General features: G+C 34.6%; 17 protein-coding genes. 10 read left to right on the plus strand and 7 right to left on the minus strand.

All coding sequences use genetic code 11. The annotated features are described in order from the left end of the window. The first annotated feature begins 41 nt into the window (after nucleotides 1–41). Both ACFE0M_RS03820 and ACFE0M_RS03825 read left to right on the plus strand, forming a co-directional pair. Entirely contained in the window at nucleotides 42–1,055 is a 1,014-nt protein-coding gene (locus ACFE0M_RS03820) for a gliding motility lipoprotein GldB (protein WP_434544417.1), read from the plus strand. 109 nt (nucleotides 1,056–1,164) lie between these two features. After that, the gene (locus ACFE0M_RS03825) at nucleotides 1,165–2,418 is read left to right on the plus strand and encodes a DUF533 domain-containing protein (protein ID WP_434544418.1); all 1,254 of its coding nucleotides are present in this window, start codon (nucleotides 1,165–1,167) and stop codon (nucleotides 2,416–2,418) included. Here the strand turns inward: ACFE0M_RS03825 and ACFE0M_RS03830 are convergent. The 5 genes from ACFE0M_RS03830 to rfbB all read right to left on the minus strand — a co-directional run bounded on the left by ACFE0M_RS03830 (nucleotide 2,415) and on the right by rfbB (nucleotide 8,648). Beyond that, nucleotides 2,415–3,380: a TerC/Alx family metal homeostasis membrane protein gene (locus ACFE0M_RS03830; protein ID WP_434544419.1), complete on the minus strand. Its 966-nt coding sequence runs from the start codon at nucleotides 3,378–3,380 to the stop codon at nucleotides 2,415–2,417. The genes ACFE0M_RS03825 and ACFE0M_RS03830 overlap by 4 nt on opposite strands. Before the next feature lie 280 nt (nucleotides 3,381–3,660). Beyond that, on the minus strand, nucleotides 3,661–4,233 hold the full coding sequence (locus ACFE0M_RS03835) for a collagen-like triple helix repeat-containing protein (RefSeq protein WP_434544420.1): 573 nt from the start codon (nucleotides 4,231–4,233) through the stop codon (nucleotides 3,661–3,663). Between the two features lie 468 nt (nucleotides 4,234–4,701). Further along, nucleotides 4,702–6,450 carry an ABC transporter ATP-binding protein gene (locus tag ACFE0M_RS03840; RefSeq protein WP_434544421.1) on the minus strand — a complete coding sequence of 583 codons (1,749 nt, stop codon included), beginning with the start codon at nucleotides 6,448–6,450 and terminating at the stop codon, nucleotides 4,702–4,704. A 185-nt stretch (nucleotides 6,451–6,635) separates the two neighbouring features. Further along, nucleotides 6,636–7,505: a glucose-1-phosphate thymidylyltransferase RfbA gene (gene rfbA / locus ACFE0M_RS03845; protein WP_434544422.1), complete on the minus strand. Its 870-nt coding sequence runs from the start codon at nucleotides 7,503–7,505 to the stop codon at nucleotides 6,636–6,638. 87 nt (nucleotides 7,506–7,592) lie between these two features. Further along, the gene (gene rfbB / locus ACFE0M_RS03850) at nucleotides 7,593–8,648 is read right to left on the minus strand and encodes a dTDP-glucose 4,6-dehydratase (RefSeq protein WP_434544423.1); all 1,056 of its coding nucleotides are present in this window, start codon (nucleotides 8,646–8,648) and stop codon (nucleotides 7,593–7,595) included. Between the two features lie 122 nt (nucleotides 8,649–8,770). Here rfbB and ACFE0M_RS03855 point away from each other — a divergent pair, with 122 nt between their 5' ends. After that, on the plus strand, nucleotides 8,771–9,850 hold the full coding sequence (locus ACFE0M_RS03855) for a hypothetical protein (protein WP_434544424.1): 1,080 nt from the start codon (nucleotides 8,771–8,773) through the stop codon (nucleotides 9,848–9,850). Here the strand turns inward: ACFE0M_RS03855 and rfbC are convergent. Further along, on the minus strand, nucleotides 9,818–10,369 hold the full coding sequence (gene rfbC, locus ACFE0M_RS03860; RefSeq protein ID WP_434544425.1) for a dTDP-4-dehydrorhamnose 3,5-epimerase: 552 nt from the start codon (nucleotides 10,367–10,369) through the stop codon (nucleotides 9,818–9,820). The genes ACFE0M_RS03855 and rfbC overlap by 33 nt on opposite strands. Before the next feature lie 79 nt (nucleotides 10,370–10,448). Here rfbC and ACFE0M_RS03865 point away from each other — a divergent pair, with 79 nt between their 5' ends. From ACFE0M_RS03865 to ACFE0M_RS03895, 7 genes are all read left to right on the plus strand, one after another. Then, a complete protein-coding gene (locus tag ACFE0M_RS03865) occupies nucleotides 10,449–11,114 on the plus strand; it encodes a heme exporter protein CcmB (RefSeq protein WP_434544426.1) in 666 nt (221 codons plus the stop codon). 225 nt (nucleotides 11,115–11,339) lie between these two features. After that, nucleotides 11,340–12,005 carry a cytochrome c biogenesis protein CcsA gene (gene ccsA / locus ACFE0M_RS03870; protein WP_434544427.1) on the plus strand — a complete coding sequence of 222 codons (666 nt, stop codon included), beginning with the start codon at nucleotides 11,340–11,342 and terminating at the stop codon, nucleotides 12,003–12,005. Further along, complete coding sequence (locus ACFE0M_RS03875) at nucleotides 11,992–12,246, plus strand: CcmD family protein (RefSeq protein WP_434544428.1); 255 nt, start codon at nucleotides 11,992–11,994, stop codon at nucleotides 12,244–12,246. The genes ccsA (ACFE0M_RS03870) and ACFE0M_RS03875 overlap by 14 nt, the downstream gene beginning before the upstream one ends. Before the next feature lie 50 nt (nucleotides 12,247–12,296). Continuing rightward, nucleotides 12,297–12,698 (plus strand): cytochrome c maturation protein CcmE domain-containing protein, encoded by a 402-nt coding sequence (locus ACFE0M_RS03880; RefSeq protein ID WP_434544429.1) that lies wholly within the window; start codon nucleotides 12,297–12,299, stop codon nucleotides 12,696–12,698. Between the two features lie 16 nt (nucleotides 12,699–12,714). Then, nucleotides 12,715–15,246 (plus strand): cytochrome c biogenesis protein CcsA, encoded by a 2,532-nt coding sequence (gene ccsA, locus ACFE0M_RS03885; protein ID WP_434544430.1) that lies wholly within the window; start codon nucleotides 12,715–12,717, stop codon nucleotides 15,244–15,246. Then, nucleotides 15,243–16,028 carry a Rossmann-like and DUF2520 domain-containing protein gene (locus tag ACFE0M_RS03890; RefSeq protein WP_434544431.1) on the plus strand — a complete coding sequence of 262 codons (786 nt, stop codon included), beginning with the start codon at nucleotides 15,243–15,245 and terminating at the stop codon, nucleotides 16,026–16,028. The genes ccsA (ACFE0M_RS03885) and ACFE0M_RS03890 overlap by 4 nt, the downstream gene beginning before the upstream one ends. Nucleotides 16,029–16,265: 237 nt before the next feature. Beyond that, on the plus strand, nucleotides 16,266–17,120 hold the full coding sequence (locus tag ACFE0M_RS03895) for a geranylgeranylglycerol-phosphate geranylgeranyltransferase (RefSeq protein WP_434544432.1): 855 nt from the start codon (nucleotides 16,266–16,268) through the stop codon (nucleotides 17,118–17,120). 101 nt (nucleotides 17,121–17,221) lie between these two features. On the opposite strand, the gene ACFE0M_RS03900 is transcribed toward ACFE0M_RS03895, so the two are convergent. Further along, a complete protein-coding gene (locus tag ACFE0M_RS03900) occupies nucleotides 17,222–18,217 on the minus strand; it encodes a M28 family peptidase (protein ID WP_434544433.1) in 996 nt (331 codons plus the stop codon). Between the last annotated feature and the right edge of the window lie 115 nt (nucleotides 18,218–18,332).

The raw sequence follows: 18,332 nt of genomic DNA on the forward strand, positions 1-18,332 counted from the left end.
TTTTGGGTTTTGATATTCAAGACAAATATAATTAATGACTTATGCAAAGTAATAAATATTACATACTAACTTCTTTAATCTGTTTGATTGTTTTCTCCGCTTGTTCAGAAAAAGATAAGTTTTGCGAAGAAGCTCCAAATATTTCCAATTTGGAATTAAATATTCCTCTTAATAATCTTGCTGATGATATGGTAGAGCTGGATAATCAAAATGATGCCATGGAATTTATTCAAGAAAACCCATTTGTGGCAGATTACTTTTTCGAAAGGAGGAGATACGGTGCAGATTCAATTGTAGCAAATAGTATGGTCAATATTTTTTCAAACCCAGCATATAAGGACACACTTTATCAGCAAGTTAAAAACACATTTGGGGATTTTACGGAATTACAATCAGAATTTGAACAGGCTTTTAAATACTACCAACATTATTACCCTGAGGTGGCGGTTCCAGAATTAGAAATAGTTTTAGCAGGCCTGCAAAAGGATTTGTTCGTTTCTGATAGTTTAATAAGTATAGCGGCTGATTATTTCTTAGGCCCAGACGCAGCCTATGTTCCGAATGGTGTTCCCGAATATATATTAATGCGCTACGAAAAGGAATATATCGTTCCAATGACCATGCTGTTGCTTACCCAAAAGCAAAATGAAACAGATCAAAGGGATCAAACACTGCTAGCAGACATGGTTTTTTATGGCAAATCTTATTATATGACCAAAATGACCATCCCATGCACACCAGATTCATTATTGATTGGCTACACGGCTAAAGAAATGAAAGATATTAATAAGAACGAACACATTATTTGGGCAAACTTTTTAGAGAATGATTTGCTATATGAAACCAGCCATTTCATGAAAAACAAGTTTATAGGGGAAAGACCTAAAACTTTTGAAATTAGCCAAGAATGTCCCGGAAGAATAGGGATTTGGGTAGGCTGGCAGATTGTAAAATCCTATATGGAGAATAATCCGGAAGTTACACTTCAAGAACTGATGGAAAATAAGGATGCACAAAAGATTTTCAGCCTCTCAAAATACAAGCCTGCAGGATGATTTTGTTGTATAAAGTTGGTGGATAGTTGATAAATACAATTTCATAATTTCTATTGTAGATTTATTTAGCTAATTTATATGTAATTAGAAAAAAGCTAAATATTTGCTTATGAATCCTGCTGAAAAAGGTTGGTTAAAAGAGTACATAAAATTTAGAGGGCCACATCCAATTGATTTAAACCAATATCAAATTCAAGATCAGGATAGCTTACTTTATAAAATAGTACAGCCCACTGGTTTGATTTATGGACATCCGATTCATGCCCCGGGTATTCGTCATCCAAAAGAGCAAAGATGGAACAGTTTGGGGAAAATGAAAATAGTCTTGTTGGAGAGTTTTCTGCATAGTGCCAGTTTAAAACAGCAACAATTACCGGAAACCAAAAATGACTGGCAGGATTTTTACTTGGAAACGAGTCAGTCTATTGGGGAGTTTTATACTGTTTTAGATCCGCAAATAAATAAAAAGACATTTTTCATTTTTGGTAAACCAAAAAAAGATGAGTTTAGATTTGCAGAACAAATTCTGCATAAAAGGCTTTTTCTTAAATCTCGTTGGGATCATTTTTGGGCAAGTCTTTTTCAAAATAGTTTACTTTTTTTGGATACTTATTATTTTGGAGAATGGAGGGCCGAGAAATTTCACAATATGAAATGGCATAAAGATGCTATGAAAATGTTACTGTTAAAAGTCATAGCAGCTGCCGCACATGCCAATCAAATAATTGAAAGAGAAGAGAAAAATATGTTCTTTACTTTTTTAGGGTCTTCAAACATGACGAAATCTCAAAATAAATTAGCAAAAGAAGCTTTCAGGGACGGAATTACATTAGATCAAATTGATTTGAGGCAAGCCGACACATGGTTATTAAAGAAATATGTACTAGAGCTTGCCATTTTAATGATATGGGCCGATAAAGTGGTAAGTGTGGAAGAAAGGGCTTTTTTAAGTGAACTTGCCAAGCGTTTAGGGATATCAGATGAGGAATTAGATATCAGTTTGATAGCCATTGAATCATTTGTAATAGAAAATTGGAAAGAAGTATATTTTCTACAAAGTAAACATTCATTTCAAGTAATAAGTGAGACTATTATCCAACGGATATCTTTTGTCCTTCAAAAGCATAAAGAAAGCATTGCGGAAGAGATTAAAGAAAGTAAAGAACTTTGGTATTTATTTGAAAAATCTAAAACAGATGAATTAACGCAAGAAGAAAAAGAAAAGATGAGGATACAATTGATTGACATCCTTAAGTCTATTCCTGCTTTTGTGATAATTGCATTGCCCGGATCATTTTTAACATTACCCTTATTGCTGAAAGTCCTTCCAAAAAGTGCTTTCCCTTCAGGCTTTCAGGATTAAACTAAATCGCTTTTTTTCTTCCGTTGTGGAATTAATAATGAAAGTAGAATAGATAGTAATAAAGTAGAAAAAATTACTCCAAATGAAACGAGTGTGTTGATATGAATATGAACAATTTCCAACAACATTTTTGCCCCAATAAATATTAGAATAAATGAAAGACCTTTTTGTAATAAATAGAATTTATCAATTATGCCCGCAAGCAAGAAAAATTTAGCTCGTAATCCTAAAATTGCAAATATATTGGAGGTATAAAGGATGAATTCATTTTGCGAGATAGCAAAAACTGCAGGGATAGAATCTACAGCAAAAATCAAATCAGTTGATTCCACTAATAAAATCACTAAAAATAGAGGGGTAAACAAAATCATCTTTCCCCTTCTTATAATAAACTGTCCACTGAAATTGCCTTTAGTTATTTTCAGGTACTTTCTGGCAAATTTTATAATCACATTTTTTTCTGGATCTAAATCGTCCTCTTCTTTTTGAATGAATATTTTAACACCACTATAGACCAAGAAAGCTCCAAAAATATATAATATCCAATGAAATTGTGCTACTAAAAAGGCTCCCAAGAATATGAAGATTGCCCTGAATACAATAGCTCCTAATACGCCCCAAAAAAGGATTTTATGATAATAAGTTTCTTCAACCTTGAAATAGCGAAGGATTAATAAAATAACGAAAATATTATCCACAGAAAGCGCATACTCAGCTACATATGCTGAAAAATATTCAAGCATTACGACAGTACCGCCATAGTATTCATATATCAGATAACCGAAGCCAACAGATATTACGATCCAAAAAATTGATTGGTAGGTGGCAGATTTCAAAGAAACCTTTTTGGCGTCCTTATTGAAAAAGCCCAAATCAAAAATGAGGAATATTACGATAACAGCCCCGAAAATACTGTAAAGTATATGCTCTGTGTTATCAAAAAAACCTAAAATGCCGTCCATATACTAATAATTCCCCAATTGAATCCGAAAGATAATTTATTTGTAACTTTTAATTAAATTTTATAAAGAAAATAATCTTGAATATATCGAAATCTATTTTAAAGCAACATTATGAGGGCTTTTAATTATAGTTGAAGATGTAAGGTTAATTATTAAAAAAGACCTTAATAAATAGTGTTTTTAGATTAATTGTAATGGTTAGAAGATAAGGTTAAGTTTTTGAAAGACGAAAGGCAAGCTCAATATTGAGCTTGCCTTGCAGAATTAAAAGAAGATTAAACTATTTTACAGTTACAATATCCTCATCTGATAAATTATAGTATTTCATTACAGCATTGTAATCTTCATAATCCACTGGATCTGTCTCTCTTCCATTAGTGAATTGCCCGGGAACCACAACAACTCTAGCAATCCAGTTATCAGTATAGCTTGCGCCTAATAAGTTAAGGTCAAAATTTGAATCTAAAAATAAGTTCACATCAAAAATTGTAAAATCATAATTATAGATAAGAGTGCCAAAATCTGTGAATTCTGTTTGCGGAAGAGCTCTCCAAATGTCAAGATCATCCTCCTCTATATAATCATATAGAAAATAAACCAACACCTTATCAGATTCCAACATCTGAAAATCACTAGGGAATTCTAATAACAGACTGTATTCATTGGAAGCTGAAAATGTTAAATCAACATATTCAAATACATAGGCCTCTTCACCGTCTTTTCCATCCTGACCGGCCGGTCCTTGTGATCCTCTAGGTCCTTGAGGGCCGGGGGCTCCGTCTTGACCGTTGAATGTGCAGCTTCCTAAAAATAATAAACTTATTGCGAGGGTAAAATTAAAAAGATTTTTCATGGCTATATTTTTTGTTGATTAGGCAAAAGTAACCAAAAAATATGCCAAAGCTTATATAGCCTTTCCAGAATAAGGATTAAAGGTAAGTTGTATTTAGCTATTCAATAAATACTTGATTAGCATTCCTATGAATAGCAAGATGAATATAGCGCCCTTAATAATATTATCATTAAGGCGTGAATTTTTTATTGTTCTGAATACATTGAAAATCATGTAACAAATATAACTTGCTGTATATAAAGAAACTAAAGTAGTATTTTTTGATAGCGTAAGATTTGTTTGGATTTCAATTTATGTGAAAAAAATGTTAAATATTATTTCTAAATACTACAGCGCTTTTTTATCGATTTTGAATATAAAAATAATACAACCCACTTTTAATTGCCTTAGATGCATGTTTTTGTCGTGAAATGTAAATTATGAGAAGAATTTTACTACATGAGTGAACTTATGGTGCTATTACTTAAATCAAATTCTTGCTTGGTAGGTATATAGGTCAAAATACCTGCCTTCTTTAGCAATAAGTTCATCATGCTGACCCCTTTCAGCTATTTCCCCATCTTCAATTACCAAAATTTGGTCAGCTTGTCTGATGGTGCTTAAGCGGTGGGCAATCACAAAAGTGGTTTTCCCTTTCATTAATTCTTTTAAGCTTGACTGAATAAAGTGCTCACTCTCCGTATCCAAATTTGAAGTGGCCTCATCCAATATTAATATTTTGGGGTCAGCCAAAATAGCCCTTGCTATGGCGATCCTTTGTTGCTGTCCGCCAGATAGCTTCACGCCTCTTTCTCCAATTTGGGTATCCAGCCCATCTTCAAACTTCTCGGTAAATTGATTTACGTAGGCAGCATTTACAGCATTCATCAATTGTGCTTCAGTTGCATTAGGTCTTGGAAATAAGATATTTTCTCTAATAGTGCCTTCAAAAAGAAAATCTTCCTGTAAAACCACTCCCAACTTGCTTCTGTAACTATCCAATGTTATTTTTTGTAGATCATGTCCATCTACTAAAATTTTACCATCATCAGGATTTAGGAATGAAGAAACCAAGCCTGAAATAGTGCTTTTCCCTGAACCTGAAGTACCCACAAAAGCAGTAACCGATCCGGGTAATGCTTCAAACCTGATATTTCTTACTACATTCTTATCCTCTTCATAGGCAAAAGAAACCTTATTAAATTGGATATGTCCTTTTACGTCATCTAATTCTATTGTTCGATAAGGATTGTCGGTTTCTACAGGCGTATTCATAATTTCCTCAGTTCTGTCCAAGCCGGCAAAAGCTTCAGTTAATTGACTCCCTATATTGCTCATTTGTACTATTGGAGCAATCATAAAGCCCAAATAAAGGGTAAAAGCAAGGAAATCCCCAAATGTGAGTTGATCGTTCATGATCATCCATCCTCCAATTCCCATAATCCCAGCTGAAGCCAGTCCTAAAAGTAAGGTGGCCGAACTGGTAATCAAACTTGTGGCGGTCAAACTGGATTTTATGTTTTTAAATAAGCGATCTACGCCTTCAGCAAAAACCCTGATTTCCTGAAGCTCTGCGTTAAATCCTTTTATCACCCTAATTCCTCCGAGAGTCTCTGTCAATCTACCCGTAACGTCAGCATTTATTTTTCCTCTTTCTCTGAAAATAGGTCTGATCCTTCCAAATGCTTTTAATGAAATGAAACCAAAAATGGCTACGGGAACCAATACGTATAAGGTCATCATGGGACTAATGGTAATAAGTATGACCAAACATACCACTGATGTTAAAATTCCTCCCACCATTTGGGCTAAGCCTGTGCCGACCAGATTTCTGACACCTTCCACATCCGTCATGATTCTGGAAACCAGCTCTCCAGTTTTGGCATTATCAAAATATCGGATAGGAAGTTTAAGAATATGGGATTGTACCTTGGAACGCAGTTGCGCTATAAGATTTTGCGCTTCAACACTTAATATTTGAGTTAGCGCAAAGGAAGTGACTGCTTGTACGACTATTGCCCCCACCACAGCAAAAATCAGATATTTTAGCATTTCTAAATCTCCATTGGGGACAATTTCATCCACTAAAATCTTACTTGATCCTGGCAAAACCAATGAGGCAGCTCTACTGATTATAATAAGAATTAAGCCAACTAGGATATATTTTCTTCTTGGCCAAATAATGGTCTTAAATGCCTTACCTAAAGTGGTTTTGTAGGATTGATCTTGCTGTGCCATAAGTTAAAAGGAAAGCTTATGGTTACGGAGATGGGCTTCAAAAGTTATCTTATTAAAACTTCCATGGTGTTCAAGAATATTGATTTATGAAACCTGTCAGGTTTATACTTAGTTTTAAAGATGAAAATCCATTTATAGCACTACTATATTTTGAAAAACCTGACAGTTTAAGAAAAGTAAAAAAATTAATTTGATTGCTTAATCAACCGCATCAAATATTCTCCATATCCACTTTTCACTAAAGGCTCTGCTAGTTTTTGCAGTTGGGATTTACCTATAAAACCCATACGGAAAGCGACTTCTTCTATGCAGCCGATTTTTAGACCTTGTCTTTCCTCAATTACCCTTACAAATTCTGAGGCTTGCATTAAAGAAGAAAAAGTACCCGTATCCAACCAAGCGGTACCCCTGTTGAGAACACTTACTTTTAATTTACCTTCTTCCAAATATTTTTTATTCACATCGGTAATTTCCAACTCACCTCTTGGACTTGGTTTAATATTTTTAGCAATATCAATCACCCTATTGTCATAAAAATAAATGCCCGGCACTGCAAAAGATGATTTTGGGTTTTCAGGCTTCTCTTCTATGGAAATAGCCTTGCCTTCTTTATTAAATTCCACTACTCCATATCGCTCAGGGTCATGAACGTGATATGCGTAAACAATCCCACCATCTGGCTTATTATTAGATTGCAATAAAGTGGACATACCAGAGCCATAAAAGATATTATCGCCCAAAATGAGGGCCACATCATCATTACCCACAAATTCTTCTCCTATTATAAAAGCTTGAGCCAAGCCTTCAGGTTTTTCCTGTACGGCATATTCAAAATGGCAACCCAATTGTGAACCGTCCCCCAATAATTGTTTGAAAAGACCTGTGTGTTCAGGGGTGGAAATAATTAAAATATCCTTTATGCCTGCTAGCATCAAAGTGGAAAGTGGATAGTAGATCATGGGTTTGTCATAAACCGGCATGAGTTGTTTGCTCAATGCGATGGTCAATGGGTGTAATCTTGTTCCCGATCCTCCTGCTAATATTATTCCTTTCATTTTATTAGATTTTTAGATTTAAGAACCTAGAGTCTAGCCTGGTTTTTTAGAGCTTTGATTCTTGTTTAATTGTCTAGATTCTAATATCTAGGTTCTTTCTTTATACATTTCATCATAATACTTTTGATAGGCGCCCGAAGTGACATTTTTCAGCCAGTCCTCATTGTCCAAATACCAATCGATGGTTTTGGAAATCCCTTCCTCAAATTGGAGGCTTGGTTTCCAGCCCAACTCATCCATTATTTTATGGGCATCAATTGCGTATCTCAAATCATGCCCGGCTCTGTCTTTCACATAAGTAATCAGCTTTTCGGAAGTTCCAGCATCCCGGCCAAGCTTTTCATCCATGGTCTTGCAAATGACCTTAATCAAATCTAAGTTTTTCCATTCGTTAAAACCACCGATATTGTAAGTCTCTTTGTTTTTCCCTTTATGATAGACTAAATCAATAGCTTTTGCATGGTCGATCACATAAAGCCAATCCCTGATGTTCTCACCTTTTCCATAGACTGGCAATGCTTTGTTATTTTGGATATTATTGATAAAAAGTGGGATTAACTTTTCAGGAAACTGGTTTGGCCCATAATTATTAGAGCAATTACTTATTACTATGGGCAATCCATAAGTATTGGCGTAGGCTCTTACAAAGTGATCAGAACCCGCTTTGGAGGCAGAGTAGGGAGATTGTGGATCGTATGAGGTTTCTTCAGTGAAAAAACCGCCATCATCAACTGAACCATAAACCTCGTCCGTGGAAACATGATAAAAGCGCTTTCCTTCAAAATCATCCTTCCAGCTGTCCTTGGCCGCATTTAATAAAGTTACGGTACCGAATATATTGGTTTTCAAAAATTCAAGCGGGTTGCTGATAGAGCGATCTACATGAGATTCTGCCGCCAAATGGATTACCCCATCGAAATCATATTTCTTAAATAGCTTAAAAATGAAAGCTTCATCCGTTATGTCTCCTTTTTCAAAGATATAATTCGGCTTGTCCTCAACATCTTTGAGGTTTTCCAGATTTCCAGCATAGGTTAAAGCATCCAGATTGATAATTTTATAATCAGGATATTGGTTGACAAATAATCGGACTACATGAGAGCCAATGAATCCGGCTCCTCCGGTAATTAAGATAGTTTTCAATGTTTTAAGGTTTTTATTTAAATCCAAAAATAAAGATTGTCTAACAGAATAAAGGATTCATTACAAAATTTATTTCAATAGTATCCAAAACTTCCGTTTATTTGTAAAAATTTTTATTAAATATGTCAGAAGTAGATCAAAAACCACAAAATACTAATAGTTCAGATGAAATTGATTTGAGAGAACTATTTTCCGCAATTGGAAATTTTTTCAAAAGTATTTTCTTCAATATTATTCTTTTTATTGTAGCGATTAAAAATGCGATTATTGGAAACATCAAGCTGATTGTCATTTTAGGATTTTTAGGTGGAATTGGCGGTATAATAGTTCATTTTGTTACCCCAGACGTCTATAAGAGTTCTATTTTACTAAGATCGACTTATTTAAGTGGGCGTTTAATGGAAAGCTCTATTGACAAATTGGATCTTTTAACGGAAGAGGAAAACCGCACTCAATTGGCTAAGGTGTTGAAAATTGATACTACTACAGCCAATAATATTATTGGATTTTCTTATGAACCTTTTGTATCGGAGGATGAAGTAATAGAGTTAGAAATTTTCAAGGAACAATTAAGAGGCGAAATAGAAGATGAGGAGGTAATCAACCGATTTGTTGAAAGGTTGAGTATGGATAATAAATCCACTTATAGGATTTATGTTGAAGTTTTAGATAGAAGTCTGATCAATGACCTAGAAGAACCTTTATTGAATTATTTTAGGAACAATCCTTATGTGCGCAAAAGACTTCAAATCCAAGATGATAACCTAAAGCTTGAAGCTCAAAATATTGAAGAAGAATTATCTGAGTTAGATAGCTTAAAAGAAATTCTTTTCAAAAATTTTAGAATGTTGGGAGAGAGAGATAGGGATGGCTCTAACAATGTGATTTTGGCAGACGAACAGACTACAAACCCAATTTCTGTATTCAATGAATCAAGAAAAGCCTATGAAAAGAAGCTTGAAATTCAGAAACAATTATTTCTACAACCTCAATTTGAATTAATAGATGGATTTACGGTTTACTCTCAGCCTGCTAGTTTAGGGCTTTTGGCATTAGGTTTTTACGGTGGATTAACTGGGTTAGGCATAGCCGCCTTGATTATAGCCATTAGCTTATTCCTTCAATACCTAGATAAAATCGAACGCAAAACCAGAGAAGCTAAAGAAGGCCTAAAAAAGAAGGTCGAAGCCAGAAAAAGCTAGATTTTTTTGATCTTTACCTGAGATAATTCTTTTTTCAGCAGGAATTTTCCAGTCAATATTTAAGGAGGCGTCATTGTACATGATGCCTCTTTCATTTTCAGGGCTGTAATAATTATCGCATTTATAGAAGAATTCTGCATCCTTACTTAAAACTGCAATACCATGGGCAAAACCTCTTGGAATGAACAGTTGTTGCTTATTTTCAGCAGAAAGGTGTATAGAAAATGATTTTCCAAAAGTAGGCTTGTCTTTTCTTAAATCTACCACCACATCTAAAACTTCCCCTTTTAAAACTCTCACTAATTTTGCTTGCGCCATTGGAGGCGCTTGTAAATGTAATCCCCTAATTACACCATAAACAGAACGGGATTGATTGTCTTGCACGAATTCACATTGAATACCTGTGGCATCCTCAAATTTCTTTTGGTGAAAACTTTCAAAAAAATAGCCTCTGGAATCTTCAAAAACAGTAGGCTTGATTATATATAAATCATCAAAATCGGTAGGTGTAATATTCATGTTTAAGTTTTTGTGCAAATTAAGCACAACATTCCATTTTTACCATGCCTTATTGAGCTTTATCTATTAAATTTGCAAAGTGATTAAACAAGTAATATCCATTTTTCAAAAAGAGGTGAAGTTGGAATGGCGTAATAAAACGGCATTCAATGGTATATTGCTTTATTTGGTTAGTACCATTTTCATTTGCTATCTCAGTTTTAATTTGAAAACTGGACAGATGGAAATCACTACTTGGAACGCATTATTTTGGATCATTATTGTTTTTGCCAATATCAATGCCGTGGCAAAAAGTTTTTTACAAGAAGGGGAAGGAAGGATGTTGTATTATTATACGATTTGTAAACCTCAGGTCATACTTAGCGGGAAGCTAATTTTCAATGTCTTGCTTTCAGTTTTAATAGCGCTAATTGGCTTTGCTGTATATGCTATTATTTTAGGTAATCCTGTTGTGAATTATGTCTATTTCCTTTTAACGATACTTTTTGCATCTATTGGCTTTTCTGGGGTTTTGACTTTGGTGTCTGGTATAGTTTCCAAAGCCAATAATAGTACTGCGCTTATGGCGGTGCTGAGTTTTCCAATTTTATTGCCCATTTTACTGATGTCGGTCAGGCTTTCTAAAAATGCTATAGACGGGATTAACATAAGCTTAATGAATGACAAACTGTTTACTTTAATATCCGTAGATGCAATTGTCATTACTACGGCATATATATTATTTCCTTTTATCTGGAGAAATTAAATAGAGCCTATTAGGCAAATACAAGAGATGAACTTATCTCTGTTTGAAAATGAGTACCAAATAAGTAAGTGTTTGTGAAATTTATTATTATTCTATATATGAAATAGTCATAAACCAGGTGTGCCAACCGAAATGAATATTGCAGATTTGTTAAGGGTGGCTAGCTGGGGTTTTGAACTTTGACTATTCCATGTGGCCATAAAAAACAAATAATATACACATGAAATGAGAAAGACTTGGTGGAAAATTATAGGGGTTGCGCTGGTGTTTTACACACTGATTGCTGGATTATTGATAGAAGCTCCTAGATTGGCTATTTTAAATGAAACCATTCGAGCCATGCACTTTCACGTGCCGATGTGGTTTGGAATGGTCATCATGTTGACTGCATCGGTAATATTCTCCATTAGATATTTAAGGACAGGAAATCTAAAATATGATACCTATGCCATTGAGCTAGTCAATACCTCTATTCTTTTTGGGATTTTAGGTTTAGTTACTGGCATGATTTGGGCCAATTATACTTGGGGGGCACCATGGAGCGGAGACCCAAAGCAAAATGCTTCCGCCATTGGAATGCTGATTTACTTTGCCTATATCCTTTTACGAAATTCCATTACCGACCCACAGCAAAAAGCTAAAATCGGAGCGGTTTATAATATTTTTGCCTACGCCACCTTAATTCCATTATTATTCATTTTACCAAGACTGACTGATTCTTTACATCCAGGAAATGGAGGGAATCCAGGCTTCAACGCCTATGAATTGGATGGAAGATTAAGAATGGTTTTTTATCCTGCCGTTATCGGTTGGACATTATTGGGCGTTTGGCTAACGGAATTAAGAATTAGATTATCATTTATAAAATCAAAAATTGATGAAGAAGATTAAGTATGTATTGGTTTTTGCTGTGCTTATGGTGAGTTTGGGCTTATCTGCGCAAAAGACTGAGATAGCAGAAGAGGACTATTCCAATACTCAAATTGAAATGGCAGATAGCATGAGGGCAGATGGGAAAATATATGTTTTGGTCGCCATTATCGTTACACTTTTTGCGGGATTTATGATTTATGCTATCATGACCGAACGAAAAGTAAAAAAATTAGAAAAATCATTAAAAGAGAGGGAATAAAGAATTTTTTGGGTAGTACCTTTGTTCCTATCGGAGAATAAATTTTAGTTATGAAGAAGTCTTATATTTTTGGCATAATTGTAATCGCAGCCGCTATTATGATGATTGTTTCCACTGCAGGTGATGCCAGTTCCTATGTTACTTTCAAAGATGCCCACGACATGGCATTGGATGGAAATAATACAAAAATCCACGTGGTGGGTGAATTAAAGAAAAGTGCTGAAGGAGAAATTGTTGGTTTAAATCCTTCGGAAGATAAACTTTCTTTTACTTTCATGATGGTAGATGAAAATGGGATGGAGCAACAAGTATTTTACAATGAACCTATGCCTGCCGATTTTAAGCGTTCAGAGCAAGTGGTGGTGATTGGATCATTCCAAAAAGGGACTTTCATTGCAGATAAAATTTTAATGAAGTGCCCGTCAAAATATCAAGAAGAAACTGTTATTTAATTTGATTTCATAAAATATGATACATACTACAATAGGTGACATTGGTCACCTTTTTGTTATTATAAGCTTTGTAGCCGCCCTTATTTCCATATTTAACTTTTACAAAGCAGAAAAAAGCCCTTTGCCTGAAATGCAAAAAGGCTGGATGAAAAACGGACAAATTACTTATATCATTCATGGCTTAGCGGTTTTTGGTATTGTCATTACGCTTTTTACCATCATTTCTAATCACTACTATGAATACTTCTATGCTTGGAGCCACTCTTCTAAAGTGCTTCCGGTAGAATATATCATTTCCTCATTCTGGGAAGGTCAGGAAGGTAGTTTCTTGCTTTGGTCATTCTGGAATGTCCTTTTAGGTTTTATCATATTGTTGACCAATAAAAAATGGGCGCCATCTGTAATGGTGAGTTTTTCAGTGGTGCAGGCTTTCCTTGCCTCTATGATTTTGGGAGTGGTTATAGGCGATTTGAAAATTGGGAGTTCTCCTTTCATCTTATTGAGAGACGCAATGGATGCGCCTATCTTCAATATCAATCCTAATTATGTTCCTGAAGATGGAACAGGCTTAAATCCATTATTGCAGAACTATTGGATGGTGATTCACCCGCCAGTATTATTCTTGGGTTATGCTACAACCTTAATTCCTTTTGCTTATGCAATAGGCGGATTATGGAAAAAAGATTTTAAAGGCTGGGTTCGTCCAGCTTTACCTTGGGCCTTGTTTTCAGCTGCCATTTTAGGCGTTGGAATTTTAATGGGAGGCTATTGGGCTTACGAAACCTTAAACTTCGAAGGTTTCTGGAATTGGGATCCGGTGGAAAATGCTTCTTTGGTGCCTTGGCTTGTTTTAGTGGCTAGTATTCACACCATGATTACCTATAAAAAAAGTGAAACTGCGCTCAAAGCTTCTATAATTTTGGTGCTTTCTGTTTTCTTGATGGTATTATATGCCACCTTTATGGTAAGAAGTGGGGTTTTAGGAGAGTCATCCGTTCATTCTTTTACTGATTTAGGACTTTCAGGTCAGTTGCTTTTATACTTATTAAGTTTCTTAATTGTCTCAATTGTTTTAGCGGTAGTTCGCTGGAAACATATTCCATCTACTGAAAAAGAAGTTTCTACCTATTCGAGGGAATTCTGGATTTTTATGGGAGCTACTTTGCTTTGTTTAATGGGCTTTCAAATACTATTGCCTACTTCCATACCAGTTTATAATTCCATCATACAGTCATTTGGAGGTATTTCGAATTTAGCTCCTCCGGCTGACCAAGTTGAATTTTATACCAAATGGCAGTTGTGGTTTGCTGTAGGTTTAGCTATTTTATCTGGAACAGGTCAGTTCTTCTGGTGGCAAAAAATGAAAAAATCGGAAGTGAAGGATTCTCTTTTGATGCCAATTCTGATCACATTGGCAATTTCAGCTTTAATTATTGTGTTAGCGGGAATGACTAATATTCCTTATATTTTATTAGTAATTGCATCTGTTTACACCATTACAGCTAATGCTAAAATCTTCTTTAAGATTGCAAAAAGTAATTATAAACTTTCAGGTGGTGCTATTGCCCACATGGGCATAGGACTGATGCTGTTAGGCATACTGTTTTCAACTGGTTTCTCCAGTACTATATCATTGAATGAAACTGGATTATTATTAACCAATTCAGAAGAAGTAGAAGATAATTTTAATCAGGAAAACATTCCGCTGTTCATTAATGACCCGCAGACGATGGGTGAATATACCCTAACCTATAAAGGCCGATTTTATGAATCTTATGATGGTGGATATGTGAAGGCCTCCTATTTGGAAGATGCTCCAAATGAAAATGATAAAATCGTCAAAAGGGAAATTAAAAGAGAGGACGAAAGCTTGAAAAAAGGTGATACTTTAAAAGTTTATGGAGCTAATCACTATTATAAGGTCGATTATCTTCATGCTGATGGTGAAAAATTTTCTCTTTTTCCGAGGGCACAAATTAATGCTGATATGGGCGGATTGATTTCTTCCCCTGATATCAGAAGGAAATTCACCAAAGATTTATATACTCATGTTTCCTCAGTTCCCGATCCAACTCAAGAAATTGAATGGTCTGAAGCCAAGGAAATGGATGTCACTTTTGGAGAAAAATTCTTCTTGAATGATTTTGTAACAGTGTTAGAAGATGTAAAAAGAGTTGATGAAATCGAAGGTGAGAAACTAAAAGGAAATGATTTAGCGGTTAGGGCTACCATCAAAGTTTATGGAGATGGTGAGGATTATATTTTAAATCCTTATTATTTGATTCGAGATAATATGGCAGGAAGAATCCCTGATGAGAACAGGGAAATTGGAATAAAACTTAATATCGAGAATATAAAGCCTGAATCCAATACCTTTACCCTTTCGGTCAGAACCACTCAAAAAGATTATATCATTTTAAAAGCACTTGAAATGCCATTCATTAATTTGCTATGGATAGGTACTTTTGTGTTGACTATAGGATTTGGAATGGCCATTTTTAGGAGATATTCCGAGTTTTATAAAATGAAGCGTAAAGGCTTAGAGTGAAAAATGTAGCATACCATATCAGTTTCATAGGGGCAGGCAATGTAGCTTGGCATTTGGCTCCTGCTCTTGAGAATGTTGGTCATTTTGTAAAAGAAGTTTACACTCCAAACGGAAAATCAGCTAAAAAACTGGTAGGTAATTTATATGATGCAGTTGTAAAGTCTGATCTAGATTTCTCTGACAGCCCATCGCAAATTTTCATTTTAGCAGTACCTGATGATGCCATCAAAAGTATTGCAGAAGAAATTATTTTGCCTGAACAGAGCTTAATGGTGCATACTTCTGGAAGCAAGGGTCTGGATGTTCTAGAATATTCTTCTGCGGCCGCAACAGGAGTTTTTTATCCACTTCAGACATTTTCAAAGAGTAAAAAACTTGATTTTGAGCGAGTTCCTTTTTTATTAGAAAGTGAAAATAAAGAGGCATTAAAAATATTGAATAACCTCGCAAAATCCTTGAGTAAAAACATCCAGATAGTTTCTACAGCCCAACGGAAACAAATGCATTTGGCGGCAGTATTTGCTTGCAATTTCACTAACCACATGATGAGTATATCTGAAAAAATCATGAACAATGCTCAGTTGAATTTTTCATTGCTGCATCCATTGGTGTTGGAAACCATAGATAAGGCTCTTAAACATTCTCCTCAATCTGTTCAAACTGGCCCCGCTAAAAGAGGAGATTTGGAAACTTTGGATAAGCATATGGAGATGTTGCAAAGTGATGGGAATGTGCAGGAAATATATAGATTGATTAGCCAGAATATTTTGGATAATCATTGATCGCTTAATCAACAAAAAGAATTAATTCTGAAACTGTGTGATTTAGCTTCTTGTAGGTGAAAACACCTAAAAGATGGTAATATTAAAAAACATCTGTATTTCTCATCACTCCCCCGTTTAGTTGTTTTCACCTAAACTTTTTCAACACATAATAATTTTCAAAAAATAAAACTTTCCCTATTAGGACAATAGCAATTGATTGGTGAAATTTAAACTGTAAATCAGTTAAAATATAAAATGACACAACAGTTGCCTAAAAACTTTTCATTTCCAGGTTTTGTAAAGCTGATTCGTGTCCAGAATTTGCTGATTATAGTCTTTACCCAATATCTTACAGCACTTTATTTATTAGAAGGAATTCATATTTTAAACTTAGAGCTTTTCCTTCTGAGTTTAAGTACGGTTTTATTGGCGGCCGCGGGATATATTATCAATGATTATTATGACGTGAAAATTGATTATATCAATAAACCGGAAAAAGTAATTGTTGGTAAAGTTATTAAAAGGAGAGTCGTTTTATTTTGGCATACATTTTTGAATTTTACCGCTATCATTATAGGTGCTTTTTTGGATTGGAAAATAGGAGCTATTCATTTTGCCTCTGCTTTTATGTTATGGCTGTATTCCAATCAATTGAAAAGACTTCCTTTTATAGGAAATTTTATTGTAGCCTTACTCACTGGTTTATCCATTTCAATTATCACTTTATATTTTGGGCAAAAACCTGTTTTGGTGCATACTTATGCCCTTTTTGCTTTTGCTATAAGCCTTATCCGGGAAATAGTAAAAGATATGGAGGATTGGCAAGGAGATGCTAATTTCGGCTGTAAAACATTGCCCATTATTTGGGGAATTCGCAAAACAAAATTTCTTTTGTACGTTTTAATTTCCCTATTTTACTTTTTGATATTTTATATGACCCAATTTTTAGAGAATGATATTTTGTATTTCTATTTCTCTGGACTAACTCTTTTTGTCATATACTTTATCCACAGACTGCGCCTAGCCGATACCATAAAACATTATCATTTCTTAAGTAATTTTTGCAAAGTGATTATGCTGAGCGGGATACTAAGTATGTTGTTTTTTTAGAAAGCTATGAGTTGAAAACCCGAAGCCGTTCCTATGTCTAGGGTATCATAAACATTAAACTTAAACATCATTATATCTCCTACAACTAGATTTTATAATTTTCATTGCTCTTCATAAATGACCTGCAATAAAGTTTGACCCACAGCTTTTAAAGTTTCCTGAGAGATAATGTCCATATTGTCTTTATGAGTGTGATGGAAATCAGGAAAGAAATCCATTGAAGTAGGATCATGTGCAATGATATCAATCATAGGGATTTTGCCAATTTCGTTTACAAAATAATGATCATCAGTTATGGATGCTACTTGATTATTAATGAAATACCGTCCATATCCAATTTGATCAGCTGTATTCCATACTTTATCTACTATACTAGGTGCATATTTCATGGAATGACCTTCTTTATGAAACTGCGCATCGATTCCGCCCACCATATCCAATAAAATGCCATAGTATGCGGAATAGCCTGGTATATGCTTGTTTTTACTCCAATATTGTGAGCCTAAACACCACCATGTTTTGGAGGCGTCTCTTCTAGCTAATCCTTGTGGCTCTCCATTATCCTCTCCATCAAAAAATATCACATCTATTCCTACATTAGGCTTATTTTCTGCTTTTTGTATAGCGTTTAAAATTTCTAATATAACCCCAACACCACTTGCTCCATCATTTGCTCCATCAATTGGTTCATCTTTCCTTTCATTATCTTTATCCGCTATTTTTCGGGTATCCCAGTGCGCTGCCAATAGAATACGTTTCTTTTGATCTGGTTGAATGGAACCAATGATATTGGTTAAATTCCACACTTCACCATCATATGTATCCGCCTTAAATTTCTGAGTTTTAACTTTTGCACCTAAAGTTTCCAGTTGACTAATAAGATATTTTTCTGTTTCAGCATGAGATTCCGTGTTAGGCACTCTGGGGCCAAAATCCACTTGTGTCTGCACAAATTGATAGGCATTTCCACCGCTAAAATTAGGGACTTGTAAATCTTTCTTTTCGGTATCATTTACAATATTTTCCTTTTTTTCTTTAGAAGAATCGCAAGAAATTAATAAGAAGACAATAAATATGGATGAAATTATGTTTTTCATATAAAGAATTTTTGCAAAAATACAGATTATGAAAGTAATGAGTTTAAAATTTTCATTAAAAAATAAATATATAGCTCAATTAACAATTAAATAACATCCTGTTTGATGTATTATT

The organism is Marivirga sp., from assembly GCF_051117495.1.
Taxonomy (GTDB): domain Bacteria; phylum Bacteroidota; class Bacteroidia; order Cytophagales; family Cyclobacteriaceae; genus Marivirga.

Excerpts from the sequence above, each read along its gene's own strand:
- ACFE0M_RS03900 (WP_434544433.1), bottom strand. The coding sequence starts at position 18,217 with ATGAAAAACATAATTTCATCCATATTTATTGTCTTCTTATTAATTTCT.
- ccsA (WP_434544430.1), top strand. The coding sequence starts at position 12,715 with ATGATACATACTACAATAGGTGACATTGGTCACCTTTTTGTTATTATA.
- ACFE0M_RS03820 (WP_434544417.1), top strand. The coding sequence starts at position 42 with ATGCAAAGTAATAAATATTACATACTAACTTCTTTAATCTGTTTGATT.
- ACFE0M_RS03855 (WP_434544424.1), top strand. The coding sequence starts at position 8,771 with ATGTCAGAAGTAGATCAAAAACCACAAAATACTAATAGTTCAGATGAA.
- ACFE0M_RS03825 (WP_434544418.1), top strand. The coding sequence starts at position 1,165 with ATGAATCCTGCTGAAAAAGGTTGGTTAAAAGAGTACATAAAATTTAGA.
- ACFE0M_RS03840 (WP_434544421.1), bottom strand. The coding sequence starts at position 6,450 with ATGGCACAGCAAGATCAATCCTACAAAACCACTTTAGGTAAGGCATTT.
- rfbA (WP_434544422.1), bottom strand. The coding sequence starts at position 7,505 with ATGAAAGGAATAATATTAGCAGGAGGATCGGGAACAAGATTACACCCA.
- ACFE0M_RS03880 (WP_434544429.1), top strand. The coding sequence starts at position 12,297 with ATGAAGAAGTCTTATATTTTTGGCATAATTGTAATCGCAGCCGCTATT.
- ACFE0M_RS03835 (WP_434544420.1), bottom strand. The coding sequence starts at position 4,233 with ATGAAAAATCTTTTTAATTTTACCCTCGCAATAAGTTTATTATTTTTA.
- ACFE0M_RS03895 (WP_434544432.1), top strand. The coding sequence starts at position 16,266 with ATGACACAACAGTTGCCTAAAAACTTTTCATTTCCAGGTTTTGTAAAG.
- ACFE0M_RS03875 (WP_434544428.1), top strand. The coding sequence starts at position 11,992 with ATGAAGAAGATTAAGTATGTATTGGTTTTTGCTGTGCTTATGGTGAGT.
- rfbC (WP_434544425.1), bottom strand. The coding sequence starts at position 10,369 with ATGAATATTACACCTACCGATTTTGATGATTTATATATAATCAAGCCT.
- ACFE0M_RS03830 (WP_434544419.1), bottom strand. The coding sequence starts at position 3,380 with ATGGACGGCATTTTAGGTTTTTTTGATAACACAGAGCATATACTTTAC.
- ccsA (WP_434544427.1), top strand. The coding sequence starts at position 11,340 with ATGAGAAAGACTTGGTGGAAAATTATAGGGGTTGCGCTGGTGTTTTAC.